Source organism: Bifidobacterium sp. ESL0704 (assembly GCF_029392075.1).
In the GTDB taxonomy this organism is placed as follows: domain Bacteria; phylum Actinomycetota; class Actinomycetes; order Actinomycetales; family Bifidobacteriaceae; genus Bifidobacterium.
In genome coordinates this window covers 1,083,455-1,095,757 of the sequence record NZ_CP113929.1, presented here as the reverse complement: position 1 = coordinate 1,095,757, position 12,303 = coordinate 1,083,455, and the positions used below count along the sequence as shown (strand labels likewise).

Annotated in this window: 11 protein-coding genes and 1 tRNA gene; 5 read left to right on the top strand and 7 right to left on the bottom strand. The window is 58.4% G+C overall.

Going from position 1 to position 12,303, the window contains the following annotated elements; translation table 11 throughout:
- Positions 1-5: 5 nt before the first annotated feature.
- The 4 genes from OZX64_RS03765 to yhbY all read right to left on the bottom strand — a co-directional run bounded on the left by OZX64_RS03765 (position 6) and on the right by yhbY (position 2,940).
- Entirely contained in the window at positions 6-437 is a 432-nt protein-coding gene (locus tag OZX64_RS03765) for a transcriptional repressor (RefSeq protein ID WP_277174965.1), read from the bottom strand.
- 261 nt (positions 438-698) lie between these two features.
- Positions 699-1,871, bottom strand: a complete 1,173-nt coding sequence (gene purK / locus OZX64_RS03760) for a 5-(carboxyamino)imidazole ribonucleotide synthase (protein WP_277174859.1) — start codon at positions 1,869-1,871, stop codon at positions 699-701.
- Positions 1,855-2,352 carry a 5-(carboxyamino)imidazole ribonucleotide mutase gene (gene purE / locus OZX64_RS03755; RefSeq protein ID WP_277156019.1) on the bottom strand — a complete coding sequence of 166 codons (498 nt, stop codon included), beginning with the start codon at positions 2,350-2,352 and terminating at the stop codon, positions 1,855-1,857. The genes purK and purE overlap by 17 nt, the downstream gene beginning before the upstream one ends.
- Positions 2,353-2,631: 279 nt before the next feature.
- Positions 2,632-2,940: a ribosome assembly RNA-binding protein YhbY gene (gene yhbY / locus OZX64_RS03750; protein WP_277174858.1), complete on the bottom strand. Its 309-nt coding sequence runs from the start codon at positions 2,938-2,940 to the stop codon at positions 2,632-2,634.
- A 247-nt stretch (positions 2,941-3,187) separates the two neighbouring features.
- Here yhbY and OZX64_RS03745 point away from each other — a divergent pair, with 247 nt between their 5' ends.
- The 5 genes from OZX64_RS03745 to OZX64_RS03725 all read left to right on the top strand — a co-directional run bounded on the left by OZX64_RS03745 (position 3,188) and on the right by OZX64_RS03725 (position 6,774).
- On the top strand, positions 3,188-4,273 hold the full coding sequence (locus tag OZX64_RS03745; protein WP_277174857.1) for a glycerol dehydrogenase: 1,086 nt from the start codon (positions 3,188-3,190) through the stop codon (positions 4,271-4,273).
- 113 nt (positions 4,274-4,386) lie between these two features.
- Positions 4,387-4,460: transfer RNA gene (locus tag OZX64_RS03740), tRNA-Arg, on the top strand.
- A 35-nt stretch (positions 4,461-4,495) separates the two neighbouring features.
- Positions 4,496-4,768, top strand: a complete 273-nt coding sequence (locus OZX64_RS03735; protein ID WP_277174856.1) for a hypothetical protein — start codon at positions 4,496-4,498, stop codon at positions 4,766-4,768.
- A 12-nt stretch (positions 4,769-4,780) separates the two neighbouring features.
- The gene (locus tag OZX64_RS03730; RefSeq protein ID WP_277174854.1) at positions 4,781-5,143 is read left to right on the top strand and encodes a hypothetical protein; all 363 of its coding nucleotides are present in this window, start codon (positions 4,781-4,783) and stop codon (positions 5,141-5,143) included.
- 371 nt (positions 5,144-5,514) lie between these two features.
- On the top strand, positions 5,515-6,774 hold the full coding sequence (locus OZX64_RS03725; protein ID WP_277174853.1) for an ATP-binding protein: 1,260 nt from the start codon (positions 5,515-5,517) through the stop codon (positions 6,772-6,774).
- A 155-nt stretch (positions 6,775-6,929) separates the two neighbouring features.
- Here the strand turns inward: OZX64_RS03725 and OZX64_RS03720 are convergent, their stop codons facing one another.
- The 3 genes from OZX64_RS03720 to OZX64_RS03710 all read right to left on the bottom strand — a co-directional run bounded on the left by OZX64_RS03720 (position 6,930) and on the right by OZX64_RS03710 (position 12,110).
- A complete protein-coding gene (locus OZX64_RS03720; RefSeq protein WP_277174852.1) occupies positions 6,930-8,123 on the bottom strand; it encodes an SLC13 family permease in 1,194 nt (397 codons plus the stop codon).
- Positions 8,124-8,536: 413 nt separating this feature from the next.
- Positions 8,537-10,654 (bottom strand): DNA primase, encoded by a 2,118-nt coding sequence (dnaG, locus tag OZX64_RS03715; protein WP_277174851.1) that lies wholly within the window; start codon positions 10,652-10,654, stop codon positions 8,537-8,539.
- Between the two features lie 172 nt (positions 10,655-10,826).
- Positions 10,827-12,110 (bottom strand): deoxyguanosinetriphosphate triphosphohydrolase, encoded by a 1,284-nt coding sequence (locus OZX64_RS03710; protein ID WP_277174850.1) that lies wholly within the window; start codon positions 12,108-12,110, stop codon positions 10,827-10,829.
- Positions 12,111-12,303 lie beyond the last annotated feature (193 nt).

The following is a 12,303-nucleotide window of genomic DNA, read 5'->3' as shown; positions in this document are numbered from 1 at the left end:
CGGGTTCAAGCTCGTTGTTCGTTGCCTTCCGCGCTTTCCAGGCGCTGGCAATCCGGGCACAGCCCGAACACCTCAAGCGTGTGCGAATTGACGGTGAAACCGTGCTCTTCGGCGATCTTGCGGACCCACTGCTCGGGAGGTTCGATTTCCACAGTCTTCCCGCAATTCTCGCAGACCAGATGATGGTGGTGCTCGCCGTCCTTGCAGATGCGGAACATCTGCTGATCGTTCAAATGGATGGTGTCGGCCCTGCCGTCATCCGCCAGCGCGTTGAGCTGCCGATAAACGGTGGAAAGGCCGATTCCCTGGCCATCCTCGCTGAGAATCCGATAAAGGTCCTGGGCGGAAACGAAATCGTCGCAAGCGCTGAGCGCCTTCAGCACGGCATCCTTCTGCCAAGTGTGCTGGCTGCCACGCCTGCCGTTGTGGGAGAGCATTCGGCGCACGGAACGTTCCCCGTCATGTTGCTCGTTGGCTGCCACTGTTCAAAACCTCTTTCATAATCGCCGCATAACGCTCGCGGTAATCCGCGTTGACAACAACCGGATGCCTCATCGAAGGCACCATGCATCTTACTCGTATTCACCCGAATTGAAAAGGGCGATTACGCCACGGAAATCCGTCATGAACCGATTCCAGTGGCGTAATACGGCGGTCATCCCTTTTATGGCCTCAGCCATAGGGAAGGTCGGTGCCATCTATTGCCGCAAATCGTCCCAGCAGCCGGTGGCTTCAAGCTCGTCGACCGTACGTCGGGTATCATCGGTGAGCACCGTGATATGGCCCATTTTGCGGTCTTGACGCACTTCCGCCTTGCCGTAGTCGTGGACACACCACTCCGGATGCTTGGCGATAAGCGCGCGAGTCGGTGCGACGTGCTGGCCTAGAACGTTGGCCATCACGGCCGGGCTCAGGAGCTTCGGCTGCGGCAACGGCCATCCGGCGATGCCGCGGATGTGGGCATCGAACTGGTCGATGGAGCAGGCCTCGATGGTGTAATGGCCGGAATTATGGGGGCGCGGGGCCAGCTCGTTGACCACCACACGGCCGTCCTTGGTGATGAACAGCTCGATGGCCAGCGTGCCCGCCAGCTCGAAGCCCTTCGCCAGCCGCAGCGCGAGTGCCTTGGCTTCCTCGGCGATCTCGTCGCTGACCTGCGCGGGCGCGATGGTCAGGTGCAGAATATTGTGGCGGTGTTCGTTGCGCACGATGGGGAACGTGACGAAATCCTGGCCGTTGCCCGAAATCAAGATCGAAGCCTCGAAGGCGAAATCAACGAATCCTTCCAAGACGGATGGCGGGAACGTGCCTTGCTTCTCGTCGCGTTCGTGGACCTTCGCCAGATCGTCGGGGCCGTGCAGCACCACCTGGCCGTGGCCGTCATAGCCGCCGCGACGAGTTTTCAGTACCGCAGGATAGCCGATTTCCGCGATGGCCTCGTCGAGCCCGGCGAGGTCATCGACCTGCTTCCAAGGTGCGGTGGCCGTGCCGTGATCGTTGATGAACTGCTTCTCGAAGACACGGTCCTGCGTGACGCGCAACAGATCGGTGCCTTGCGGCACGGCCACACTGCCACGAACCTCGTCGATGGCGTCGGCATCCACGTTCTCGAATTCGTAGGTGAGCACGTCGCTGCGTTCCGCCAGTTCGCGGATGGCGGCCTTGTCGTCGTAGTCGGCCGTGACCTGGAAATCGGCGACCTGGGCGACCGGGCAGTCCGGCGTCGGATCGAGCACGCCGATGCGGAAGCCGTGATATCGCGCGGAAAGCGCCATCATGCGTCCTAGCTGTCCGCCGCCGATGATGCCGATGGTCGCCCCCGGCATCAATTGCTTGATTTTCCCTCGGGTTTCCTCAGACAAGCTCGGCATTGGACGCCTCCACCTTTCCCTTCGACTGCTCACGATAATCATCAAGTGCCTGTGCCAACTTCTCGTCATTGACACTCAGGATGCTCACGGCCAACAGGCCGGCGTTCGTGGCCCCGGAATTGCCGATGGCCATGGTCGCCACCGGTACGCCGCCGGGCATCTGGACGATGGAAAGCAGGGAATCCACGCCGGAAAGCGCGTGCGACTTGACAGGCACGCCGATGACCGGCAACGTGGTCTGCGCGGCGACCATACCAGGAAGGTGCGCGGCTCCCCCGGCTCCCGCGATGATGACCCTGATGCCGTTCTTGCGGGCATTGTGCGCGAAATCCGCCATCAGCTCGGGCGTTCGGTGGGCCGAAATGACTTGTTTGGAATAGGAGACATTGAACTGGTCGAGGGTAAGGCAGGCGTGACGCATCGTCTCCCAATCGCTTGCCGAACCCATTATCACTGCTACTTGTGGCGTTTCAGTTGCCATGATACCTCCGGTACCTTTGGGGACAAACCCGGTTCCCACTCTACGCAGCGGCTACGAAAACATGGCATCCCCCATTGTCCGATATCCCGATTCCCGGAAATCCCACGACACGCGAAGCCCCTACAGGCAGCTCACCTATTTACTGCTGGGAAACGGACTCTTAGCACCGTTGCGATGCCGTTCACCAGCAGCACACGCATCACCACGCACCTAAGTGCTGGGAAACGGACTCTTGACACCGTTGCGATGCCGTTTACCAGCACCGGCGTAGGTCAGTCATCAGCGAACGAGTTCAATCTTCTTGATGCCCGGCTTCTTCGAGGGACGGTAGAGCACGAAGCGATGGCCGATGACCTGCACCAGCTGAGCACCAATCTGTCCGGCCAGGGTCTCGCCGACCTCACGCTCGTCAACCGGGCAACCATCCTGTACCACGACTTTCAGCAACTCATGGGACTCGAGCGTCTCCGAGGCCTGCTTGACCGCGGCATCGGTGACCCCGTTCTTGCCGATCCACAGCAACGGCGAAAGCTTGCTTGCCAGCGCCTTGAGCTGCTTGATCTGCCGCTTGTTCAGTTTCGTTGCCATCTGCGATTCCGTTCCTTTGTAATTGCCAATCGCCTCAAACCGTTTCCTGCGCTTTCAGACAAAGCGGCAATATCCTACGTGTACCGAATACACCCTAGCCTAAAGGCTTGTCCGATATTCTTATGACGAAAACATGAGATTGTTAACGCTCACATTACTACGGCATGTGTAACCGAATAACCCATACAATGAATATTAAACGTGATGTACATCACTTTTACATTCATCGACATCAAAGAAAGACACCATGAAGAAAATTCTATGCTCCCCCGGCAGTTACATCCAAGAACCAAACGCCATCAACGAGCTTGCCGACCAATACCGCACCCTCGGCAGCAAAGGCGCTTACATTATCGTCGACCCATTCATCGAGAAAACCTATCACGACCAGATCGTCTCAAGCTTCGAAAGCAGCAATACTCCTTACCAACTCGTCGTATTCGACGGCGAATGCTCCGACAACGAAATCAACAAACATGTCGCTGCCCTTGGTTCCAATGACGCCGTCATCGGCATCGGCGGAGGAAAGACTCTGGACACCTCGAAAGCCGTGGCCCATTTTGGCAAGCGTCCGGTGATCATCTCTCCGACCGCAGCGTCCTCCGACGCCCCCTGCTCGCGCCTTTCCGTGGTCTACACCGACAACGGAGAATTCGATCATTACCTGCCGCTGCCCAAAAATCCGGATATGGTCATCATGGACACCACCATCATCTCGAACGCACCGGTGCGCTTCCTGATTTCCGGCCTTGGCGACGCTTATGCAACCTATTTCGAAGCACTGGCCTGCAAACAATCCAACGCCATCACCATGACTGGCGGCCATTCCACCAACGCGGCCATCGCATTGGCCAAGCTGTGCCATGACCTGCTGATCTCCGACGGTCCGAAGGCCGTCGCCGCAGTGCGTAAAGGCCTGTGCAGCCCGGCGGTCGAAAACGTGATCGAGGCCAACACGCTCCTCAGCGGCCTCGGCTTCGAATCCAGCGGCCTCGCCGCGGCGCACGCCATCCACGACGCGCTCACCGTGTTGCCCGGCACACATCAGTATCTGCATGGCGAAAAAGTGGCGTACGGCACACTCACACAGTTCGTGCTCGAGAACCGCCCCGAAGAGGATCTGCGTGAAGCTTACGGCTTCTTCCGCAAGGTCGGACTGCCTACCACACTCACGGAAATCGGCATCGGGGACGCTACGGACGAAGACCTGCTGAAAGTCGGTGAACTCGCCTGCAGCGATGACGACACCATGTCCAACATGCCCTTCGAAGTGACACCCGAAGACGTGGCGATTGCGCTACGAGCAGCCACCGAGGTGTCCGCCATCTACTAAATCGAAACGGTTTTTCTTTTCGATTGGGAGGGGACGTCGCCAAACAATACCAACGGCGACGTCCCCTCCCGTTTCTGAGTCAGACGTGCTGATACAATAAAGCATTGTTGTTTGGCCCCGTAGCTCAGTTGGATAGAGCAACTGACTTCTAATCTGTAGGTCGCGAGTTCGAATCTCGCCGGGGTCACCTATTACACTCCATCAATGTGTCGAAGGAGTCGGATGACCGGAAACGGCAAAGACCAATCGACAGGTGGACAATTGACTCCCATCATTGACCGAGACGTCTCCAAACGTGGGTTTCCCAAGTATTCGGCATTGATTTTTAGTCTCGGATTTGTCTTTCAGATTCCTGATTCAGCGTATGTCGGACACCAACTGCTGATGTGGCTGCAGCCGACTCTCATCGTGTTGTTGTATATCGCCATGCTCAAAGTTCCTCGCCTGGCTTGGCAACGCGTGGCGGCGTTGGCTTTGATCTCCATGTGCATCTGAGCATCACCGTTTATGCGTCACGGCGGGCAGCTGCTGGCCTATATCGTCGAGGCCGAAGCGTCGTCGCTGCTTTTCGGCCCGGTTTTCGGTTATGCCGCCATCATGGTGTCGGCGCCGTTGATGTGGGCACTGGCACCGGTCCTGAACGACCGCTCCGGCTATCACAACATTTATTTTTTGGTGATGTCACTGTATATGCTCTTCGCCGGCATTCTTTTCATGGTCTATACCGCCCAAGCAACGAAATTGCAGAAAGCCAACGACCGGTTGGAACACGACGTCGACACCATCGAATCGTTGACGCTGTCCCGCGAGCGCGCCAGCATGGCCAGCGAAATGCACGATTCCATCGGCTTGTACCGCGGGAGCCAATGAGCCGGTTTGATCTGTTTCATCTGTTTCATCTGTTTCATCTGTTTCATCTGTTTCATCTGTTTCATCTGTTTCATCTGTTTCATCTGTTTGATCTGTAGGCGTCGAAGTGGATGCCGGGTACATTGCTGTGCGTTGTGTGTTCATGCTCCCGTCGTCACACGTCCGACGATGCCGTGCCCGGTGCCGAAAGTCACTGTTTTCCCCTAATCATGGCGCCATGATCGGGTTGAAAACCGCCGATGGCCGACATATCAATCGGAAACATGGAGACGACCCTGCCAGAGGACCCGGAACCGCGCGAGTGCCGGAACATGGCGGAATTGCAATGGAAACGTGCTATTCGTGTCGCAAAGTGACGATAAACTCGAGTCATGGATACGGACGAGGGAATGCCCCATGGCGCTGAACACGATGGAAACCGGCAGGTCGCCGGTTCGTTTTCCGCGGCACTCCCCTTCGACCATCGTTCGAGCGCGAATCAGAACCTGACCTTTGCATACGCAAAGTCGGCATTCGCTTCGGCAGGAATCGAATGGTGCGATGCCAGCCTCGAACGGCTGCATCTTTTCGACGCCGAACAGCAAACCACCAATGTAGCCCTTCTGCTCTCCGAGCAATGCCCTTACCTCGTCAAATGCGCGGTATTCGAAGGTGAGACCAAGGCAAAACTCGTGCAACGGCAGAACGTTTCCGGTTCGCTCATGAAGCAGATCGACGCCACGATGATGTTCTTCAACCGCCACAATCCCGAAAACACATGGCCCGAAACCGCTCTGCGCGAGTCCCTGATCAACGCCGTCCTGCACCGTGATTACGACAAGAGCGGGCCGATTCTGATCAGCGTTTTCGACTCGAGCATCGAAATCGTCTCCCCCGGCGGCCTGGTGGACGGCTTCGAGGTCAACGACCTGTTGAACGGGGTCAGCGAATCACGCAACGCATGGCTTGCCGACGTGTTCGAAGCCCTGCACCTGAGCGAAAACTACGGCACCGGCGTGCAGCGTATCCTCGATGCCTACTCGCAAAGTCTCGCCAGCCCGCAACTTCGTGTCGGACCGGGATCGGTGGCGATGATCCTGCCCAAACCGGTACTCGACTGCGCATGGCCGGCGCCACAGACGGACGGCGAAAATACCGGAAACGCCGAAAACGGGACGCGCGATGACAACGATCACGATTGCGCAACAGGGACGGGCAGGGCGAAACGCTACACGTTCCCGTTGGGCGGCACACATCTGTTCACCACCCGTCCGGCCGAAGCGCTCACCGGAAGCCGCGTGCTGGATGTGACACCTCTCCCGTCCGTTGTCTTTGCCGGCGAGAAAGCCTGGAAGCTTCTCAATGGCGACTATGGCCCCAAAGCATTGGACTCGTTGCCGGACAGCGTCAAAACCGAATGGCGAGCATGGGCGGACGGCCAAACTACGAATCAATGGCAAATCAGCGCTCTTGAGGAAATCACCATGCATCTGCTCTCAAAGCGGAAGACGGCGATGAGCCTCAAGGAGATCCAGACCCAATTGGGCACCGATTCCGGGGCAATCACCAATGCGCTCGAAGGTCTTACGAATACAGGCAAGCTGCAAAGCATCACCTCGGCAGGAACCACAAAATACTCGTTGCCTTACTAAGAGGGACTTCAAGGACTGGCTGTCACAGCTGCCTGCGCTGGCCCAAGCCAAGGCGACTGGCACAACCAAGCCATAGAGCCGGCAGCGCAATGCTGGAAACAGACGGGTCGAAAGCCAAGCACCCATGATTCAGCGTCGCCGTGGCATACCATCAGTCAGTTGATGATCAAAGCCAGAGCAAGCAGCACCGCCAAGAACAGGACATTGACAAACGTATAGACCAGCAGATAGCGGCCCTTCTTGTCCGGGTATTTGCGCGCGATCTGCTGATAGGAGATCAGCGAGGCCATCGAGGCGATCAGCGTGCCGAGCCCACCGAGATTGGTGCCGATGATCAGCTCGCGCCATTGGTTGCAGAAACCGGAAAGCAGAATGGAAGTGGGCACGTTGCTGATGATCTGGCTCGACGCGACGGCGACCTCCATCGGATGCTGGTTGACTATCGAGGCCACGAAATTCGAGAATTCCGGCACGCGACGCATATTGCCGATGAAAATGAAGAACATGACGAAGGTGAGCGGCAGGCTCCAGTCGACCTTGAGGAACGCGCGACGATCGCAGATCAGGAACATGCCGAACACCAAAACGCACATCAGCCACAGCGGAATCCAACCGCCCACAGCGAAGATGCAGATGAGGAACAACACGATGTAGACAATCGCACGCCAGCCGCCATAGCCTGCGCCATAACCGAGGACACGGACCTCGTCGGGCTGCCCCTCGCTTTGCGGCGCGAAAAGCGACTGCTCAATGCCCTTGCGTCCCAGCCCCGCGAAGTCCGCCTGACTGTTGCGACGGCGGAATACGATCAGGATGACGGCAAGCAGCATAATCGCGGAAGCAACGGAGAACGGCCCCATGACCTCCAGAAATTCGGAGGTCGGCATCTTGGAGACGGATTTGAGGTAAAGATTGTGGGCGTTGCCGACCGGTGTGAGCATGCTTCCGGTGTTGGCGCCGATGGTCATCAATGTCGCCACCAGAACGGCCTTGTCTTCCATGTTCGCCATAACCAATACGGAAATCGCAAAAGGAATGAACGTGACCAGGGAAACGTCATTGGTGATGAAAATCGCGGAGAAAAACGTCAGGGAGACGAGTGCGATCACCAACGCGCCTTCGGTATGCACATGCTCGAGCAGCTTGGTGCCGATGATGTGGAAAACCCCGATGCGCTGGAAACCGCAGACCACCAGCATAAGACAGACAAGCTGCGAAATGGTGTTCATGTGGATGTAGCCGAGGTACTGACGATCCGGGGGAACGATAAAACAGGAAATGATGGCGAGTATCGTCGCCACCACCAGAATGGTGTCGTTTTTCAGTTCTTTGACGATCCACTTGCGCATCAAAACACCAGCCAAACCATCAAACGGAAATATCCGACATCATGACCGCCTCTCATCGCTGCAGTCCAATCGGAAAGAGCCATGCCCGCACGGCACACCCAAACGTCACAATCATCCAGTTTCCCCATCCATCACAAAGCCGATGCAACGGCCGACGAAAACACATTCCAGTACGTATCTAGACTCCACAGCAATGCGTGTATTCGTTCTCTTACTTCTTATTGTATGGGTATTCGAGAGCGGAAAAGTACGAAAAAACGAGCATTTAGCGACCATTTTCATTTGAATGACAGGAAAACACGGGAAAAATCCAAGATTTTATTGACTTTTTTGGGGTGTACCAAAGCGACCAAAATTCATAAAATTTTTTTGGAAATCGATTGCGGCCTGCCGTGTTTTCGACAACAGCGCACTCAGGCGACGGCATTGCCGTAAACCTGCGCCTGCAGATCCTTCCTGGCGGCCTCCATGTTGGTGACTTCCCCCAAAATCCTGATTTTCTCCTCACCGTCCGGTATCTGTGCCATTTTACGTTTTGCGGCACCGATGCGACGCATATAGCCGACGTCCAGCAGTCTTGCGGTCAGTTCCGCGGCGTAACGCTGCTCTTCCGCGGTGGGCGCACGAAGCTGCGCGGCGGCGGAATTCGACGTTTCGTCGCCATTGATGCCCGCACCTGCGACGTTCGCATCACGGGCATTGCCGTTCTGGCCATCGCCTCCGGGCAACGGAAGCGGCATAACGGCCAGCTCGTTGATGACCTGCTCGAGCATCGGACCGCCTGCTTTGGTGAGGTTGTGCATCCACAGACCTTGCGGCGTGCCGTTATCCGGCAAACCGCCTGCCGCTGCGATCGCCTGGAACAATGTGCGGAACACCGGGGTCATGAAATCGGCAAGCGTCAGACGCGCAAACGCATTGACGTTGATGGCGCGCGGCACCTGGATGAGCACAGCCATGAACTGTTGTTCGCAGATGAACACCGCATCGTCCACGCGGAAATACGTCTGGTCGGCGGCATCTCGATGTTGCAGGGCCTTGCGCGCTGCAGGGTTCGCATAGCTGTTCCCATCGTTATCGTCCCTATGAAGGCCGAAGCCGTTGCCGCCCCGGCGTTTGGGCGCATAGGCGTCGTCGTCGCGCACATGCAGCCTTCGTCTGGCGGCGTTGACCTCGCGCCTGACGATGTCAAGATCCACGCCGATGCGGCGGGTCGCCTTACGGGTGTAGATGTCGAGCAGAGAACGGTCACGAATCTGCGCGATCAAAGGCGCGACGGCCTTCACCGCGCCCATCTGGCCGGTGGTATACGACGTGTCGAACCGGTTGATGGCGGTGTCGATGACGAAATCATACAACGGCCTTGCATGGTCGTTGATCAGTGAACGAACCGCCTCATCTCCCTGTTGGATGCGCAGGTCGCATGGGTCGAGATTGTTGTCGGCGACGGCCACGAACGTCTGGGAAAGGAACGCCGAATCCAGACCGAAGGCGTGGATGGCGGCCTTCTGACCCGCCGCGTCTCCGTCGAAGGTGAAGACGATACGCGAACTCAGGGATTGGCCTTCGACCTTCAGCGGTCCGACGAGCTGGACGGCGCCCAGGGAATCGTCGGAGATCAGCCTGCGGATGATTTTGGCGTGTTCTTCGCCGAACGCGGTGCCGCAAGTGGCCACGGCGGTGTCGATACCGGCCAGATGGCACGCCATCACGTCCGTGTAGCCCTCGACGATGACGGCCTGACGCTTCTTGACGATGCTGGATTTGGCCAGGTCGATGCCGTAAAGCACCTGGGTCTTGCGGTAGAGCTGGGTGTCGGGAGTGTTGATGTATTTGGCGTTGATGGTGTCGTCGTCATAGAGTTTTCGGGCGCCGAAACCGAGCGTGCGCCCCGTGGAGTCCCGGATGGGCCAGGTGGCACGGCCGCGGAAATAGTCGTAGATGCCGCGCTGACCTTGTCGCGCCAGCCCGGCATCCAGCATCTCCTGCTGGGTGAAGCCTTTGCCGGCCAGGTGCCGGACGAGATTGTCCCACCCCTGCGGGGCATAGCCGCAGCCGAAACGCTGGCAATCCGCCTGGCTGAAGTTGCGGCCGCCAAGCAACTTCCTCGCCGCCAACGCCTCGGGGCTCATGATCTGGGAGACGAAGAAGCGCTGCGCCTCCTCGTTGGCCTCGAGCAGGCGGGCGCGTTTGGAGCCATGGTGCTCCTCACGGTTTCCGTCGCTTTTCTCGTAATGCAGTTCTATATGGTATTTGTCGGCCAGAAGCTCGACGGCCTCGCGGAAATCGATGTTCTCACGGTGTTCGACGTAGGCGAAGACGTCCCCGCCGAGCCCGCAGCCGAAGCAATGCCAGACACCCAGTGAGGGCCGTACGCTGAAACTCGGCGTCTTCTCGTCATGGAAGGGGCACAATCCCATAAAAGTACCGGTGCCCGCGGCCTTGAGCGTCACCGTCGAGGAGACGATATCGTAGAGGTCCGCCGTGGCACGCACCTTCTCCACGTCCGTTTTGAGAATCATTCCAGCCATAATTGCCCACCTTACCGTATGCCGTGCATGAGGGCAATCAAAACGTATACGCCCAGACCGGAAATCAAGATTTCTTGATTCCAGGGCAACGCAACGACGCCGATTCTCGAACGACCAGATGTGCGGGCCCGCGTCTTCCGGCGTTCATCGCGCAAGACGACGATGCGCGGACTCAGCAGATCAGGGAATGCAGGGTCATCGCCGAGCCGTCGGTGAGGCTCGCCACCTGGTCGATGGCCACGCGCAGCCGCTCGTCATCGTTGGTGGATTCGTTCCAGTCCTCGAGAAACACGGTTTCCAGCGCGTCGGAGGGACGCGGGGAATCCGCCATCAGCACGTCGACCAAGTCGGCGACGATCTGCTGCTCCTGATCGTGCAGGGGCTCGCGTTCACGCGGTGCCATGACGAAGTAGACGGCGATGCCCTTGAGCGCCACGATTTCGTAATTGGTCTCGTCGGGAATGACGACGTTGGCGCTGTAACGGGTCAGTCTCCCCTGCCCGTACTTCTCGCGCGTCGCCTGCTCGACGGAACCGGCGAACCGGCCGATCAGCGAGCTGGTGATGTTCTTCAACTGCGCCAGCGCCTGGCGTGAACCGTTGAAATGCGAGGGGAACATATGCCTCTTCATCAGGCGGTGCAAGGCCTCGAGCAGTTGGTCGGGGTCCCATTGCCGCCCGTACCATTCGCGGGTCATCTCCACCACGCCGTCGAGCACGCGTGGGTCGGCCAGGGCCAGCGGGTTGAAGGTGCCGGTGGCGATGGCGTCCTCCACGTCGTGGACGCTGTAGGCGATGTCGTCGGAAAGGTCCATGACCTGGCATTCCATCGGCTTGGCATCTTTCGGCGCTCCGGCCTTGAGCCAGTTGAAGACGTCGACATCATCCGGGTAGACGCAGAATTTCAGGCTTCGTTCCCCTTTCGGGTGCGCTGCAGCCTCGTCCAGGGTCCAAGGGTATTTCACCGCGGCATCGAGCGAGGCGCGCGTGAGATTGACCCCCGCAGAACGTCCGTCGGCATGAAAGACCTTCGGCTCGAGCCTCGTCAGCAAGCGCAAGGTCTGCGCATTGCCTTCAAAACCTCCGATGCCGGAGGCGATATCGGCCAGCACGCGCTCCCCGTTGTGTCCGAAGGGCGGGTGTCCCAGGTCGTGGGCGAGGCAGGCGCAGTCGACGACATCCGGGTCGCAGCCCAGCATCGAGCCGATCTGCCGGCCGATCTGCGCGACTTCCAAGGTATGCGTCAGGCGCGTGCGGGCGAAATCGTCGGTTCCGGCCACCAGAATCTGGCTCTTGGCTCCGAGCCTGCGTAGGGCCGAGGAATGGATGAGACGGGCGCGGTCGCGCTGGAAGGCGGTGCGGGATTGGGATTTCGGCGGTTCGGGCGCCCAACGCTCCTCGTCGAACGCATCATAGCCCTCGTCCTGAAGCACTTGCTCACCATCTGCAGTTTCCATCGCACACCTCAATCCGTCACCAGGCCGTCAATTCAAACCGTCATGCCAATCGCGGACATTGCCGATCGGACCTGACACTGTGTAACCGATGATAGCCCACATCGCCTGGCCAGCCAATAGCGATGACAGAATCGGACCGGCCCACTGCGAAACGCAGCAAGCCGCCTGCCATCGCATAGACGACAAGCGACTT